12 protein-coding genes are annotated in these 16179 nt (G+C 68.7%); 3 read left to right on the top strand and 9 right to left on the bottom strand.

Annotation, left to right across the window (positions count from 1 at the left end):
* Positions 1–99 precede the first annotated feature (99 nt).
* The 7 genes from ACZ6SF_RS15980 to tnpA form a co-directional block, all read right to left on the bottom strand.
* Positions 100–558, bottom strand: a complete 459-nt coding sequence (locus ACZ6SF_RS15980) for a flavodoxin domain-containing protein (RefSeq protein WP_466062844.1) — start codon at positions 556–558, stop codon at positions 100–102.
* Between the two features lie 38 nt (positions 559–596).
* A complete protein-coding gene (locus ACZ6SF_RS15975) occupies positions 597–1946 on the bottom strand; it encodes an MATE family efflux transporter (protein ID WP_466063010.1) in 1350 nt (449 codons plus the stop codon).
* A 98-nt stretch (positions 1947–2044) separates the two neighbouring features.
* Entirely contained in the window at positions 2045–3193 is a 1149-nt protein-coding gene (locus tag ACZ6SF_RS15970; RefSeq protein WP_466062843.1) for a PLP-dependent cysteine synthase family protein, read from the bottom strand.
* 53 nt (positions 3194–3246) lie between these two features.
* Positions 3247–4629 carry an alanine racemase gene (locus tag ACZ6SF_RS15965; protein WP_466062842.1) on the bottom strand — a complete coding sequence of 461 codons (1383 nt, stop codon included), beginning with the start codon at positions 4627–4629 and terminating at the stop codon, positions 3247–3249.
* Positions 4620–5630: an ornithine cyclodeaminase family protein gene (locus ACZ6SF_RS15960; protein ID WP_466063009.1), complete on the bottom strand. Its 1011-nt coding sequence runs from the start codon at positions 5628–5630 to the stop codon at positions 4620–4622. Before ACZ6SF_RS15960 ends, ACZ6SF_RS15965 begins: the two co-directional genes overlap by 10 nt.
* The gene (locus ACZ6SF_RS15955; RefSeq protein WP_466062841.1) at positions 5602–6756 is read right to left on the bottom strand and encodes a TauD/TfdA family dioxygenase; all 1155 of its coding nucleotides are present in this window, start codon (positions 6754–6756) and stop codon (positions 5602–5604) included. The genes ACZ6SF_RS15960 and ACZ6SF_RS15955 overlap by 29 nt, the downstream gene beginning before the upstream one ends.
* 383 nt (positions 6757–7139) lie before the next feature.
* On the bottom strand, positions 7140–7556 hold the full coding sequence (tnpA, locus tag ACZ6SF_RS15950; RefSeq protein ID WP_466062840.1) for an IS200/IS605 family transposase: 417 nt from the start codon (positions 7554–7556) through the stop codon (positions 7140–7142).
* Positions 7557–7581: 25 nt separating this feature from the next.
* Between tnpA and ACZ6SF_RS15945 the strand changes: the two genes are divergently transcribed.
* On the top strand, positions 7582–8730 hold the full coding sequence (locus ACZ6SF_RS15945) for an RNA-guided endonuclease InsQ/TnpB family protein (RefSeq protein WP_466062839.1): 1149 nt from the start codon (positions 7582–7584) through the stop codon (positions 8728–8730).
* A 91-nt stretch (positions 8731–8821) separates the two neighbouring features.
* Here ACZ6SF_RS15945 and ACZ6SF_RS15940 read toward each other — a convergent pair whose 3' ends face one another.
* Positions 8822–10030, bottom strand: a complete 1209-nt coding sequence (locus ACZ6SF_RS15940; RefSeq protein WP_466062837.1) for a DUF7373 family lipoprotein — start codon at positions 10028–10030, stop codon at positions 8822–8824.
* Between the two features lie 192 nt (positions 10031–10222).
* Here ACZ6SF_RS15940 and ACZ6SF_RS15935 point away from each other — a divergent pair, with 192 nt between their 5' ends.
* On the top strand, positions 10223–11899 hold the full coding sequence (locus tag ACZ6SF_RS15935; protein WP_466062836.1) for an FHA domain-containing protein: 1677 nt from the start codon (positions 10223–10225) through the stop codon (positions 11897–11899).
* Between the two features lie 20 nt (positions 11900–11919).
* Here the strand turns inward: ACZ6SF_RS15935 and ACZ6SF_RS15930 are convergent, their stop codons facing one another.
* Entirely contained in the window at positions 11920–13353 is a 1434-nt protein-coding gene (locus ACZ6SF_RS15930) for a neutral zinc metallopeptidase (protein WP_466062835.1), read from the bottom strand.
* Positions 13354–13467: 114 nt separating this feature from the next.
* On the opposite strand from ACZ6SF_RS15930, the gene ACZ6SF_RS15925 reads away from it, so the two are divergent.
* Positions 13468–16104, top strand: coding sequence for an FHA domain-containing protein (locus tag ACZ6SF_RS15925; protein WP_466062834.1), 2637 nt, complete (start codon positions 13468–13470; stop codon positions 16102–16104).
* Positions 16105–16179 lie beyond the last annotated feature (75 nt).

The following is a 16179-nucleotide window of genomic DNA, read 5'->3' as shown; positions in this document are numbered from 1 at the left end:
GGGGAAGTACCGCTGGGTACATGGAGCGGCTCCGCCGCTCGAGGGTGGGGCCCTGACATCCCGCCCGCCGCATGCGGCCACGGGGTGCGAAGCGGTAGATCAAGTGGGAGTGAGGATTCCGGTGCCGAGCGGGAGGGCGCGTGCCCATTCGCGGCCCAGCGCAGTGGGTTTGATCTCGCCCGAGGCGTCGTGGCGGCCGTGCTCGCCGACCTGCACGGCGCCGCGGGCGGTGAGTTTCGCGGCGGCGATCTCCCCGCCGCGGTTGAAGGTGGTGTCGTACACCGAATCGCCCAGTCCGAATACCGCGAACCGCAGGCCGGTCAGATCGGGGCGGCGGGCGTCGAGTGCCTCGAAGAAGGGTTCGGCGCCGGTGGGGAGATCGCCTTCGCCATACGTGGAGCACACCACGATGTGGAAGGTCGCCGGGTCGAGATCGTCGACAGCGAACTCGGACATATCGACGACCTCGACCTCATGGCCGGACAACTCGTCGGCGATCCCGTCCGCCACGTCCTCCGCCGTGCCCATTTCCGATCCGAACAGGACGACAACCCGCACGTGCCCACTCCTTCTGTGAAAAGTTTGGAGAGGCAATCCTAACTTACGGTCTCGCGGGCGCGGGGAGTCACGGTGGCGTCGTGCCGGTCCAGCAGGCTGAAGTACTTGCGCAGCATCAGGACGGCGGTGGCCGCCAGCCCGGCGGTGAGCCCCCACCACACCCCCGCGGCGCCCAGGCCGGCGGGGAACGCGAGCAGCACCGCGGTGGGCAGTCCCACCATCCAGTAGCCCACCAGCGACAACCGGAAACCCGCGCCGGTGGCCTGCAGGCCGCGCAGCAGGCCGGTGCCGATGTTCTGGGCGGCGTCGAAGAATTGCAGCACGATGCCGATGAGCAGCAGCGTTCGCGCGGCCTCGACGGTTTCGGTATCGGCGAGATCCAGGAAAGGCCGCAGCACCAGGTCGGGGACGAAGGCGTAGGCCAGACCGGTGACCGCCGCGATCACCGCGGCGAACCGCAGCGAGAGCCAGGCGAGCCCGCGCGCGGGCGCGGTCTCGTCGCGGGCGACGCTGTGGCTGACCAGCACCGACGCGCCGTGCGAGATACCGATGGCGACCTGGAAGACGATGTAGATCACCTGGTACACCACATTGTGGGCGGCCAGCGCCGCCGGGCCCAGCGCGCCCATCACCAGCGCGAGTACCGAGAACATCCCGGCCTCGGAGCCGTAGGTGAGGGCGATCGGCGTCCCCAGCCGCAGTTCGGCCAGCACCGTCCGCTTGCGTACCGGCAGCGGCCGCACCGGCAGGGTGCGCCCGAGTTCGGCGTCGCGGCGGACCATCATCCAGAACACCGCGAACATCAGCAGGAACACCAGTGAGGTCGCGACACCGATACCGGTGAGACCCAGCGCCGGCAGACCCGCCCAGCCGTGGATGAGGGCCAGCGCGAGTACCAGGTTGACCGCGATGGATCCGAGCGTCACCGGGAGCAGGGCCTGCGGCCGCTGCATACCGACCGTGTACTGGCGCAGGACCTGGAACCACAGACAGGGCAGCAGGCCGGGGGCCAGCGCCACCATCAGCGGCCGGGCATCCGCCATCACGCCGGCGTCCTGGCCGAGCCACTGCAGCGACCAGCCCAGGCCGATCAGGATCGCGCCGCCCAGCAGCCCGGCCGCGGTGGCGATCAGGAAACTCGACCGCACCACATCGCGGACCTCGGGGTCGGGATCGGTGCCGCGTTTCTCCGCGGCGCCGATCGCGCCCGCGATCTGGTTACCGCTGCCGGTGATCAGGCCGACGCACATGGTGCGGATCTGGTTGAACAGCACCAGCGCCAGCCCACCGGCCGCCACCTCGCGCACCCCCAGGCTGCCCATCAGAGCGATATTGGTGGTCGACACCGCGACCTGGGCGAGCTGGGTGAGGGCGATCGGGGAGGCCAGGGCGGCGAGCCGCCGGGTGTCGGGGGCGGCGAGCCGCCGGGTGTCGGGAGCGGCGAGCCGCCCGCTGCCGGGGCGGTTTCGCGAGGGGGGTGTGCTGATCACCGGGCCCGCACCATAGTGTCCGAATCCTCCGTCTGTTCGTCGTGGTCGTGGCGGCCGGCGGTCCGGGTGGTCCGGACCGCGCGGGGGTTTCCCGCATCGGTATTGCCCAGAACCGCGGGTCCAACCGGATGAGTTCCGCGGCCCGCGGGAGCATAACGGTTCAGCATGGCATGGACATCGCGTTCGGCCGCCGTGTCGAGGAGTTCCCGCGCCGCCATCCAGTCGTCGTCGAACACCGTGTCGAGGTATTTCTCGCCGCCGTCACAGACGATCGTGACCACCGTCGATCCGGGCGGGAACTCCTCGAGCCTGGTCAGCGCGGCGTGCACCGATCCGCCGGCCGATCCGCCCAGCATCAGGCCGAGTTCGCGCGAGATCGCGCGGCAGGTCGCGAACGCGTCCCGGTCGGTGACCTTGACACCCTCGTCGAGCAGGTCGTAATCCACCGCGGTGCCGATGGTGGCGCCCGGCGGGGTGCCGGTACCCGACTGCCAGTACGGCCCGCCCGGCCCGCCGAAGGCGATGGAGCCGACCGGTTCCACTCCGACCACGCGCGGGACGCAACCCAGCTGGCGCAGCCTGGTCGCGGTACCGAACAGCGAGCCGCCGGTACCGACCGCGGACAGCAGGATATCCACCCGGTCCACTTCGGCGAGCAATTCGTCGGCCACGGCGTAGTACCCGACCGCGTTGGCGTCGTTGTTGTGCTGTTCGGTGAAATACGCGTCGGGATCATCGGCCGCCATGGCCTCGGCATGGTCTTCGCGGGCGGAGGTGGCGAGCGTGTCGTCCCCGGCGTCGGCGACGAACACCAGTTCGGCCCCCATGGCCCGCATGGCCCGCAATTTGTCCTTGCTCGCGTGATGATCGACCACCGCGGTGAATCGATAGCCGCGTTCGGCGGCCACCACCGCCAGGCCGAGCCCGGTATTCCCGGAGGTCGATTCGATGATATGCCCGTCCGCGCCGAGTAGGCCCCGGCGTTCGGCGTCCAGCACCATTTCGCGTGCCATGCGGATCTTGGCGGCGCCGGTCGGATTGAACTGCTCGAGTTTCAGTAATAATCGGGTGCCGGATTCGGTGGTCGCCAGTTCGAAGAGCGGGGTGCGGCCGATCAGGTCCGTGACGCGGGTGACGAGGGGCATGGCGGATCTCCTGGGCATCGATAGCGGGCAGTGCAGAGGCCGGGGCTGCGGCCTCATCGACAGGTGTGATCGAGTGCCCAGCGATACCGGCCGTCCGGGGTTTCGGACAGCACCACCTTCGGTGGGAGAGGTAATTCGTGAAAGGGCGATTCGTTGGAATCCATCTGGTACCCGGCGGTATTCGGGTAGACCAGCAGATCGCCGTCGGCGGCGGGCCGCGGCAGCGGTATCCGGCGCCAGCTGAGCATGTCGGATTCGAGACAGGTGGCGGCGCCCACCACGGTGGGTGTCGGGGTGCCGGGGCCTTCGGGCCAGAGCACCGGATCGGGCAGGTATTCGCTGTCGAACCACTGCTCCGAGAGGCTGAGGCTGGTGCCGTCGACGGTCAGGACCCGGTAGGGCCGGCCGTGCTCGTGGCGGATTTTGGCGCCCTGGACCCGGAACACCGTGCTACCGGCCCGGTCCAGCAGCGCGCGGCCCGGTTCGACGGCCAGGGTCGTTCCGCTGCGCCGCAACCGTCCGGCGAGATCATCGCTGTCCAGGATCGCGGCCAGCATCGCCGCACCCGGTTCGGGAAAAGAATAGGGATAGTACGACTCGAACGCCCGGCCGGAATGGAACCACCGGCGGTTGACCCGCGCACGGAAATCCGACCATTCGGCCGCGGCGACGTAATCCACCCCGAAACCGCCGCCGATGGAGACGGTGGTGGCGGGATGCCCCTGGGCGCGCGCGTCGAGGCAGCGCCGCAGAAGTCGCGCCGCCAGGTCCGCGCGGGGCCCGGCATCGTATCCGGAGAGATGAAAACTGAATCCCTCCAGCGATATCGAGGGAAATCCGGCCGCGGCGGCGACAGCGTGATCGAGTTCGCCGTCCGTCATCCCGAACCGGCTCGCCGAGGCGGCCGGCAGGGCTCGCAGCAGGACACGGGCCGGAATCCCCAGTTCGGCGATTCGTTCCAGTTCACCGGGACCGTCCACCGCGATCAGGCACCCGTGCCGGGCGGCCAGCCAGTGCAGTTCCCGGGACTTCTCGGGGCCGGTGACCATGAGTTCCGGACCGGTGACGCCCTGGCTCAGGGCGGCGGTGAGTTCCCCCGTACTCGCGATATCTATTCCGGCGCCCGCGGTCGCGCACGCCCGGGCCACGCAGGCCGCCTTGTTCGATTTCTTGCCGTAATAGACGGCACCCGTTACCCGGTGGCCGGCGAACACGTCCTGGAATGCGCGGATATTCGCCGCCACGCGCGCTGGATACATCAGGTGGAACGGGCCGCCCACCGCGAACGCGATATCGCCGAGCAGCTGCGGATCGGCGAGAATTCGCTGTTCCCAGGGGTCGCGGTGGGCGGGCACCGGGGCGGCCACGGTATCGGCGAAACCGTCCGGTGCTTCGGTACCGGTTCCGGCGGGGGCGTCGGAACCGGTCAGTCCCATAGCGCCACCTCGGTACCGCGCCCCTCGGCGATGGCGCGTTCGGCCAGGGCGTGTGCCACCGCGATATCGGTGAGCACCAGGCCGCTGTTGTAGACGAAGATCCGTTCGTCCTGGCCGCGGCGGGCGTCGGCGCGGCGGCTCAGGATCTGTGGGAGTTCCGCGTCCACCCGGCGGAGTACACCGTTCTCATCGGCCATATCGGTACCGGTCAGCGCCATCTGCTCGGCGCTGGTGGCGACCACCCGGTCGGCGTCTCCGAGGGTCGAGGGGGCCAGGCCGTAGCCCACCAGCACCACCACCGACCCGGGTTTGAGGTGTTCGGATTCGATCGCCACCTCGGTGCCCGGACCGGCGGTGGCCAGCACGACATCGGCGCCGCGGGCCGCCGCGTACGGATCGTCCACGGTATCCAGGACGGCGTGCGGGGCGTACTCGGCGAGTTGCCGGTGTACCGCCTCGATACCCTCCGGATGGGTGCCGTAGAGCATCAGTTTGCGCAACTGCGGATTGGCGGCCAGTAGATGCGGCAGCGCGTTGCGGCCCTGGGTACCGGTGCCGACGAGCAGCACGGTATCCGCGTCACGGGACAGTGTTTCGCGGACCAGCAGCGCCGATACCGCCGGAGTGCGCAGGGCGCCCACCCGGGAGCAGTCCATCATGGCGATGGGCGCGCCCGTGGTGTCGTCGTAGAGCGTGATGGTGGTGTAGTAGCGCTTGGTGGTGCGGTCGTGACCGGGATCGAATTTGTAGGAGCTCTTCATGGCGACCACCCGGCGCCGCCCGTCGCGGCCGAGCATCGCGTAGGCGACCGACCAGCCGTCCGGATTGGCGACGCTGAGCTTGCGCGGATTGTCGGAATCTCCCGCCGCCAGGGCGATATAGGCCTCTTCGACCGCCCGGACCACGTCGGCCGGAGCCACCGGTACATCGGCGAGGTCACTGCGGCTCAGGACGCGCAGGGGGGTCGCTCGGTCACGTGTGCTCAACGGATCCTCGATCATCTGCTGCACCGTTCCGCTCTTCTCGCACCCGGTGCGACGACGGTGGCGCGAAGGGTGCGACGATCTGCTGACCGTATCCATTCTCCCCGGATTCGGCTGCGCGGCGCGGGCGTTCGGGTAGCCGGATATTCACTCGTTTCAGCCAGCGGTCGGTGCCGTCGTAGCGCGCCGCGAAGGGCACCCGCCCGTGGACGGTCACATCGTTGTCCAGTAGCAGCAGCTCACCGGGCCGCAGAGTGGCCAGGACGCAGACTCTTTCGAGCTCGCTTTCCAGTCGCGCGTAGGCCGCGCGGTACTCCGGATCGGCGGCGTCGAGCGGGGTGTAGGCCGGGTCGTACCGCAGGGTGAGCGCATCGTGGCCGGTTTCCTCGCCGGGCGCGTTCCACAGGGTGGGGACGGGAACGGCAGTGGCGCGGTCGAAACCGGATCCGTAGGACACATCCGGCAGGATCGGCAGCGTCGGTACGCACAGGACGTCCTGTTGCGCCGGTGTCAGGCGGGTCCGCCGGACCGACGAGACGGTGGTGCCCACCCGGTCGGGATTGCGCAGGCAGCCCAGCATCAGCAGATTCGCCCGCTGTGGATGGAACGCGTCTTCGGTGTGCGGGCTGAGCAGAACGGTGCTGCTGGCCCCGGACTGCTCGAATTCGTGCCCGGCGGCCGGCACGATGTTGTTGACCAGCCGGCCGTCCTGCTGACCGGCCCAGCCGAACGGTTCCCCGGCTGCCGCGGCGAGCAGCAGCATGGCGATATCCCATTCGAAGGAACAGCCGGGGCGATCCGGGTCGGCGCTCCAGACGGCCGCGGTCTCCCAATCCGGTGGGGTGGGGCCGATTTCGTCGTCGGTCGACGGCAGCCGGCTCAGGACGCAGGCTCCGGCCGCGGTCGCCGGTGGGCGGACGGCGGTCCGGACCTCGGCGGGGAGGTCGGCGGCCCGGGCCTCGATGAGTGCGCGTAGCGCCGGGCCGGCGAGGGTGCGTCCGGCTCTTTCGGCGGCGAGTGTGAGAGCGATCTCAGCGGCCAGTTCGCGTACCGCCACCGCGGCGGTCTCGGGTAACTCACGGTGCTCGATATCTTCGATAATAGGTGGGTGAAGCGTCTTACGTTCGGAGAGAACGCTTTTCACCAAATCTTCCCTTCTCGGAATCGTGGTCGGAGTACCGTGCTGACGAATCGAAATGCGAAGGTAGTGCGTCGGCCGCGCCGAGGCAAGGGTTACCTAACTCCGGCATGTGATAGCTAATCGGTATAACACACTCAACGTACTGGTGGGCGGGTATGTGACCATCCGGCGTGAGTGCCGCGATGAGACGCAGAACACGGTAAGGCTAGCCTGTCCTAGCGGCCAAATCGGTTCGGCGCGCCGCGCGTCGAGAGTGTCCGCGCCACAACGAATTACGACCACGCCGAGGCGCCGCGCGGGTGGCTACCGGAATGTGGGCTAGTGCGCCGCCCTTCAGGGCGGTGGTGAAAGCCCACGCGGGAGGGCCGGCAAGGCCCGAGCGTGCCCTAAATCGGGCGTGCCTGCTGTTCGATGTACTGCCGCAGCATCGAGATCGGGGCGCCACCGACCGAACCCGCGAAGTAAGAACCCGACCACAAGCGTTTTGCCCGCCAGTAATGCCGGGCCAGTTCGGGGAACTCTTGGCGCATCCTGCGCGAGGACACGCCTTTGAGGCTGTTCACCAGTTTCGATATCGCGACCTTGGGTGGGAAGTTCACGAGCAGGTGCACATGGTCGGGTTCGCCGTTGAACTCGACCAATTCGGTTTCGAAGTCGGCACACACTGCCCGCATGATCTCTTCCAGCCTGGTCAGATGACGGTCGGTGAACACTCCGTGCCGATACTTGGTGACGAAAACCAAATGAACGTGGAGCGCGAAAACACAGTGTCTACCGGTACGTATATGGTTCTCATCGGCCATAAACCAATACGGTACTCTGGGTTTCGTGCAGCTCCGGTACAACTTCCGCGTCTATCCGACGCCCGGCCAGCAGATTTCACTGGCTCGCGCGTTCGGGTGCGCTCGGGTTGTGTTCAACGACGCACTGGCGGCGCGGGAAACAGCGCGGCGGGATGGCTTGCCGTACATCACGGACGGCGAACTGTCGAAAGCGTTGACCGGAGCGAAGAAAGATCCCGGCCGGGCTTGGCTGGGCGAGGTTTCGTCGGTGGTGCTGCAGCAGGCATTGGCCGACTTGAACACCGCATACCGGAATTTCTTCCAGTCGACTACCGGGAAGCGGAAAGGCGCACGGGTCGGGCCGCCTCGGTTCCGGTCCCGGCGCGACAATCGGCAAGCCATCCGCTTCACGAAGAACTCCCGGTTCGCGGTCACCCCCGGTGGGAAGCTGCGGCTGCCGAAGGTTGGAGACGTGAAAGTCGCCTGGTCTCGGGAGCTTCCGGCCGATCCGTCGAGTGTGACGGTCATCAAGGACGCTGCGGGCCGCTATTTCGCGTCGTTTGTGGTGCAAGTCGACCAAGAACCGTTGCCCGCGCTGGACGCCGAGGTCGGCATCGATCTCGGGCTCACGACGTTCGCTGTCATGTCGAACGGCAAAACGATCGACTCGCCTCGCTTCCTGCGGCAAGCCGAACGCAGGCTTCGCAAGGCGCAGAAAGCGTTGTCCCGCAGGGAGAAGGGCTCCAAGAACCGGGCCAAGGCTCGCATACGTGTAGCGAAAGCCCATGCGCGGGTGTCCGGCACACGCCGAGACTGGGCGCACAAGAACACGACACGGATCATCCGCGAAAACCAAGCGGTGTACGTGGAGGACTTGAGCATCAAAGGTCTCGCGCGCACGAGGTTGGCGAAGTCGGTTCACGACGCCGGGTGGGGCATGTTCACGCGCATGTTGGAGGAGAAAGCCGCCCGGGGTGGGCGGACCTTCGTCAAGGTGGACCGCTGGTTCCCGTCCACGCGCATGTGCTCAGTGTGCGGGGCGGTCGGGGACAAGAAACCGTTGCATGTTCGGGAATGGACGTGCACCTGCGGCACGGTCCACGACCGCGATCTGAATGCGGCGATCAACATCCTCGCGGCCGGACGGGCCGAGAGGTTAAACGCCTGTGGAGGGGCTGTAAGTCTTTCCGCCTAGCGGAGAGCGAGTCCCAGTGAAACAGGAACCTACCGAGAGCGCCCGTCAGGGCGCTGGCAGGAATCCTCGCGCTTTCAGGGCGGGGCGGACGTCAAAGGCTGTTCGCGAGCAGGGCGTACTGAGCGGACGCCTTCTGCTCGATCTCGGTCTCGTCATCACTGGAGACGACGCCCACATAGCGCTTGTAGGGAACGAAACACCGATAGCGGTACTGGCGCTGCGGATCGCCTTTTCCGTTGAGCTCCAGGCATTTCGCGCCGGGGATCTCCGCGGGCGCGGACATGGGTTCGTATACGTCGCCCGCGGATTCCACGAAACCGTCCACGAGGACCTGCGCCCCCGCCGGATCACGGACCCGGGCCACCGAACTGCCGTCGGCGTAGGCGGTGCTCTCGAATCCGGACTGCTCCAGGAGCCGGGTCCGGGCGATCTGGTCGTCGGCGTCGTTGATCAGATAATTCGGCCCGTAGACGGCGAATCGGTCCGGATCGGGCACCTGCCCCTTCCGGTCGGCCACGACCACCCGGGACAGCAGATTCTCCGGATCCACCCGGAGATCGGCGATATCGGCGGTGGGTGTGGGCCGGAACCGGTTCAGCCGGTCCAGCTGGGCGGTGAGTGTTTTCTCCACCCACGACACCAGATCTGCGCTGTCGGCCTTCGGGCGCTGGACGAACAGGGAGACCACGAACTCCTCATGGGCGAGGAAGGCCCCGATATTGGCGACGCCCGGCCGCCAGTGCACCAGTGCGTCGGGAAACTTCTGCGATTTCAGCGGCCGGTTGTCCGGCGAGACCGCGATATCGGCGGCCTCGAGTTCGGTCGCGGCCCTGCCCGCGCTCGCACGGTCCGGGAAACGCAATGCCACCAGGGTGATCGCGGTGGCATCGGGGTTCGGGCGGGTCCGGCCCTCCGGATCGTCGCGATCGGCCCCGCTGGACGCGTACCCGACCAGCATCTTGCGGTTCTTCAGGATCGGCTCGGAGACATTGGCCAGGAAATCGATCGCGGTGGCCGAATCCGGGAGAACCTTGGACCCGCGGCCGTATTTCAGCGACGGATCGACCTGGGTGCTGGTCGCCACCGCCTCCGACATCCGGATGCCCTCCAGCATCGGGCCGTGCTCACCCGCGTCCTGCGGGTAGGTGAACCGGTCGACCGGGAAATCGCCGACCGAGAGCGTGCGCACATCGATTTCCCCCGGGACCGGGCTACCGGGCACCGAAACGCAGGCGGTCAGGCCGGCCACCAGGAGGGCGGTGACCGCGGTGACGGTGGTGGCGCGCGATATCCGAACCATGGGCCGGCCCCTCGTTCCGATCGAAGCTGCGCTGTCGAAGTTACCGGACGCGGCCTGATCCCGGGGACGACCGCCCCCGGCCTCGCCCCGGCGACCGCTCGCGGCCGTGCCGAAGAGGCCGATCGCGGCCGTGCCATACCCTGGTCTGGTGGCAGACGACCCCGGGCGCACGTTAGGCGAAGGCTGATCCGAATGCGGGATCAGCAGGTCGAGGTGGTGCCCGGACCGCATGCCGCGGCCCGGGTGGCGGGCGCGGTCGTGCTGGTGGCGCATCGGGAACAGGGCAGGCCCACCGAGGACTCCCCGGCGCTGCGCGCGCTGGTCTCCCTCGCGGAACTCGTGCACGAGGCCGTCGTGCGCCGACCCGAGGAACCCGGCGCTCTGATCGCCCGGGCGGTCACCAGATGGCTCATGGCGCAGGCGGATCGGACCGGCCGGGGCGCATCGGTGGATTTCGGCATCCTGTCGGCGGCCGGTGCGGACCGGGTCGCGATCTTCCTGCACGGCGGTATCACCGCGATGGTCGACGGCGACCGTACCGAGTACTTCCACGGCCGAGACGCGGTGTTCACGGTGGACCGCGCCGCGGTGATCCCGGCCCGTGCGGTCGCGCTCTTCGTCGACGACCACGCCGCACCGGACGACGCGCTGCCCGCGCTGCCCCGGGTCCGCGGGATCGGGCGGCTGGTCGAAGGCGTCGCCGAGGCCGCGGCGGTGATCGCGTGGTCGCCGGCCCGCGCCGAGCCGATATCCGCTCCGGCCGGATCGAGCGGTGTCTCGCTCGGCAGGAAGACACCGCGGGTGACGACCGGTCCCGCGATCCCGGCGGGCTCCGCGGCGACCGCCGAGATTCCGCGCACCCGGGCCGCCGAGGATGCGCCGCGGACGGCCGAATCATCCGGGCGGCCCGCACTTCGCGACCCGGCGGGTGACGCGGGCCGGACGCCGATACCCGGCTCTCCCACACTCGGTCCGGCCCCGGTGGCCGTTCCCGACGAGGTCCCGACCGCGGCCGCCGCGCCCATGCTGGACAGTGTGGAACTCTCGCAGCGTGGCGATATCGCCGGACCGGCCGCGGCCGGGAGCGAACCCACCGGTGGATCCCCGGCCACCGATCCGCATCACGCGGAGACCGAGATCAGCGGCCGGCAGCGGGCGGGAAATCCGGCGCCCCCGCCTCCGCTGCCCGGTGAGTTCGACGAGACCTCGGAATCTCGTCCGCGCCACGGTGAACCGCCCGCACGACCGCTCCCGGCCCACCCCACACCCCGGGTGGATCTGCCCGTCTCCCACGGCTCCCCACTGCACGGCCCGCCGGAGCGCCGGGTGCCGCCGCTGGACGCCGAACTGCGCCGCCGGACCGAGGCCACCGCGAAGGGCACCGCGCTGACGGTGAAGGTCATGGGGTTCAAATGCGCGCGGGCCCATCCCACCGATCCGCGGGCCGCCTTCTGCAGTGTCTGCGGTATGCCGGTGGATCAGACCCAGCCGCTCATCGAGGTGGTGCGGCCGCCGCTGGGCATCCTGGTCCTCGACGACGGCGCGACCTATCTACTCGACACCGATTCCGTGCTGGGTCGCGATCCGGAGGGTTCGGACCAGGCGCGGCGCGGGCTCACCCCGCTGCAGGTCGTCGACAACTCCGGTGGCATGTCCCGGGCCCATGCGGAACTGCTGCTGGTCAACTGGGATGTGACCCTGGTGGACCGGGGCTCCACCAACGGCACCCGCACCCGCGCCACCGGCTACCGCGAATGGGTCCGGGTACCGCCGTATCAGCCGGTGGTCCTGGTCCCGGGCACCGAGATCCTCATCGGACAGCGCATGTTGCGCTACGAATCCGCCGCGCCGCCGCCCTTCGGGTCCTGACCGGCTGATACCTATCGGGCCTATTCGTACCGGGCGCTGCACGTCTCCTCGCCGCCCAGCACACCCGCGCGGAAGGCGTCGACCCGGGAGAACCCGCTCGGCACCGTTTTGCCCTCGACATCGCTGGCGGCCAGCCCGTCGGTGAGCAGACCGGAGACGGCTTCGTCCAGATCGCCCGCGGCCAGGGTGATATCGCCCTGGGAGCGCCCCGGCTGCGCGAGTTCACCCGTGGCCACGCCGGACAGGCATGCGGCCCGCAGTCCTGTCTTCGCGCCCACCAGATCCTGGTCGCGGTTCTTCTGCACCGACAGCGTGTAGCGGGAGATGAATACGACGTAGCCGTTGTAGTCGCCGGTCACCTTGACCGGTAGTGAGACATCGGAATCGTCGTCGGCGGTACCGCGTTCGGCGAGCCCTTCGACGTTGGTGGCGATGGTGTTGCTCGCCGGGCAGTAGGTCACCGGTTCGGTGGAGACGCCGTCCCGGCAGGAGACCTCCGCGCCGTCGTAGGAGTAGGTCGGCTCGTCATCGGTCGGCAGGATCACCGCCAGCGCCTTGCCCAGCTCCACCAGGCTCTGTTCGGTGATCTCGAATTCCCCCGAGGCGCCGTCGAAACTCTGTGGCAGGTCACCGCGGCGCTGTTCGATCTCGTCCATATCGATGCCCTTGCACCCCTTGGCGCCGTCGGTGAAACCGATCTGCACCGCGGTCACCCGCTCGAAGGCCGAACCGTGCACGCTCTCCGGGTCGTCGGGATCGGAATCGCGGATGGCGACGGTCGCGGCCAGCACCGAGTTCAGGCCGTCGGAGGTGTTGACGGTGAAGTAGTCGGATCTACCCTCGGCCACCCAGCGCATATACGCGCCGGCGAAACAGTCCGCCTGCTGCTCCTTGACGATCACCGGATCGTCGTCGTCGACGATATCGGCGTTGTTCTGGATGGCGTGCCCGTATTCGTGGGCGATCACCATCACCACCGCCATCTGCCCGAAGGTCTCGGACATGGTGGGCAGCAGCAGGGCGCGGTCCCAGCCGATCGAGTTGTCGAGCCGGCAGTAGGCGGCGTTGACCATGCGGTAGGTGGATTCGGTGCAGAACTCCACGGAGTCCTTGCGGGAATCGCGGGCGCTCCAGGAGATGAGCTTCTGCACCGGTTCGAACGCGCCCTCGAATTCGGCGTCGTAGTGCTCGCTCCAGTACGCCTCGACATCGGTGACGGCGTTCAGCGCCAGGGTGTCGATCTCGCCGCCGTCGCCGTTGCGCGCGCTCAACGCGGGCGGCGGCGCGTTCTCACGCGGACCGCTGGGACCGCTCGTGGTCGGCAGCCCGGCGACCTGGAAGGGGTTGTCGTAGATGGAGACCGCCCGGCCGTCGACCGACCGCGTGCACCCGGTGACCAGCAACAGCGCGCACAGTGCCGCCACGGCCACGGCGACAGCGCGAAATCTCGGCATGGATTCCTCCCCCAATTCGGCCGATACAGTGCTGGCATTACCCGCCGGAACGGGGGAAGTCGCCCCTCAGCGGGGGCACCTCCGATGCCCGGGTAATGGAATAGTATCCGCTGCATGTCTGCACCGGGGGTGCGCACCATCACGGTGCGCCATGATGGAACCGAACGTGTCTTCGATTCGAGTCAGCAGATCACCCTGGGCCGCGCGCCCGAGGTGACGCTGTTCGTCGACAGTCCGCTGGTCTCGCGAGTACACGCGACGCTCGCCTGGCAGTCGGGAGCCTGGGTGCTCACCGACAACGGCAGTACCAACGGGGTGTTCGTCGATGCGCGCCGGGTCGGCCGGCCCGTGCCGATCGACCGGCCGACCCAGATCAGACTCGGTGACGCGATCAGCGGACCGCTGCTCTGGCTGGTTCCGTCGGGGGTTCCGCAGCAGCCCCAGCCGCCGCAGCAACCGCAACAGCGGCCCTCGCAGCAACTGCCGCGGACCCCGGTCCCGCCGCAGCAGCGCCCGCCGACCCCGCAGAATCGTCCGCAGTCCGGTGCCCAGCCGCAGGTCCCGCCCCGGGGGCCGGGATCGGGTCCCATTCCGAACACCCCCCACCCCACACCGCACCAACCGCATCCGCAGTGGACCCCGCCGCGTGGTCAGCAGCCGCCGCGGCCGTCGCACCCCGGCACCGGCGGACAGCCGGCGGTCGAACGGCCCCGGCCCGCGAATGTGAACATGACCGCCAAGGCGAGTCTGGCCGCGGTGCCGCCGGTGCGCCACCGCGCCACGGAGGGGCCGGTGGCGCGCGCGGACCGGCTGCCGCCGGGTGGCCTGACCATCGGCCGTACCTCCGACAACCAGATCGTGGTCGACGATCCGCTGGCCTCCCGTAAACACGCGCGGCTCGCCGGCGGCGCCGAGGGGCTGATCCTCGAGGACCTCGGATCGGCCAACGGGACCTTCGTCAACGGTGTCCGGCAGCAGCGCACGGTGTTGCGTGAACGCGACATCATCACCATCGGCAATATCGACTTCGAAGTGCAGCAGGGGACACTGGTGCACCGGCAGCGGCCGGTCGCCGAACAGGGCCTGGGCGTGCACGGGGTCGGGTTCACGGTCGAGGGCAACAAACAACTGCTCGTCGATGTCAACATGCAGGCGGCCCGCGGCACCCTGACCGCGCTGATCGGCCCCTCCGGCGCCGGTAAATCCACCCTGTCCAGGCTGATCGCGGGTAGTACGCAACCCTCCGGCGGCGTGGTGACCTTCGAGGGTCACGATCTGCACGCCGAATACCAGGCGCTGCGTTCCCGTATCGGCATGGTCCCGCAGGACGATGTGCTGCACCGTCAGCTCACGGTGCGCCAGGCGCTCGGATTCGCGGCGGAACTGCGCCTGCCGCCGGACTCGTCCAAAGACGATCGCCGCCAGGTCATCGACGGTGTGCTGCGCGAACTCTCGCTCACCGAACACGCCGACACCCGGGTGGACCGGCTCTCGGGCGGCCAGCGCAAACGCGCCTCGGTGGCGCTGGAACTGCTGACCGGTCCCTCGCTGCTGATTCTCGACGAACCGACCTCCGGACTCGATCCCGCCCTGGACCGGCAGGTCATGATGATGCTGCGCGAACTGGCCGACGCCGGTCGGGTGGTGATCGTGGTGACCCATTCGGTCGCGTGCCTGGATATGTGCGATCAGGTCGTGTTGCTGGCCCCGGGCGGCAAAACCGCCTACGCCGGTAACCCGGCCGGGGTGGAATCCGCACTGGGCACCAGCGACTGGGCCAAGATCTTCGCCGATGTCGCGGCCAACCCCGACGCCGCGTTCGCGCACTTCCGATCACGACAGGCCGCGCTGCCGCCACCGCCGCCACCCGCGGCGCAGCAGGGCGGTACCGGCTCGCCCCCGCAATCGGGCGCCTGGAAGCAGTTCTCGACGCTGGCCCGGCGCCAGATCCGGCTGATCCTCGCCGACCGCGGCTATCTCGCGTTCCTCGTGCTGCTGCCGTTCGTACTCGGCGGGCTGTCGCTGGTGGTGCCGGGACAGTACGGATTCTCGAAACCGCCGCTGACCCAGGCCGACGACGGCAGTTTCATCCGGGCCGGCAGCTCCGAACCGCAGCAGTTGCTGGTCGTGCTCATCCTCGGCGCCTGCTTCATGGGCGCCACCCTCTCGGTGCGTGATCTGGTGGGCGAACGCACGATCTTCCACCGGGAGCGGGCGGTCGGGTTGCGGCCGGGGGCCTATCTCACGGCGAAGGTCGTGATCTTCGGGCTGGCCGTCCTGCTGCAGTCGGCGGTCATGATCGGATTCGTACTGCTGGGCAAGAAGCGGCCCGAGGAAGGTTCGGTGCTGGCCGTGGGCGGCGCCGAACTCTATCTGGATATCGCGGCCACCGCCGTCGCCTGTGTCGTCTTCGGCCTGCTGCTGTCGAGTCTGGCCAAGTCCAGCGAACAGGTGATGCCGCTGCTGGTGGTGGCGATCATGGGTCTGCTCGTGATGGCCGGCGGCCTGATCCCGGTCACCGACCGGGTAGTGCTGGAACAGGTTTCGTGGCTGTTCCCGTCGCGCTGGGGATACGCCGCGGCGGCGTCGACGGTGGATGTTCGCGCACTGTTCGTCCAATCGCAACAAGACGGGTTCTGGGAGCATGCGCGCGGCGCATGGTTCCTGGATATCGGCATGGTGGTGGCCATCACGGTGGTGCTGGCGCTGCTGACCTGGAGCCGTCTGCGGCTGAAGAAGTCCGCCGGATGAGACCGGTGACCGGCCCCGCCGCCCGCCCGCTCCACCCGTGGGTGGGGGCGGCGAGCGCGACGACCGCACACCAGG

The sequence above is a fragment of the Nocardia sp. NPDC049935 genome (genome assembly GCF_055586645.1).
Note: the sequence above shows the minus strand (reverse complement) of the source record. Positions and strands in the feature narration are given on the sequence as shown.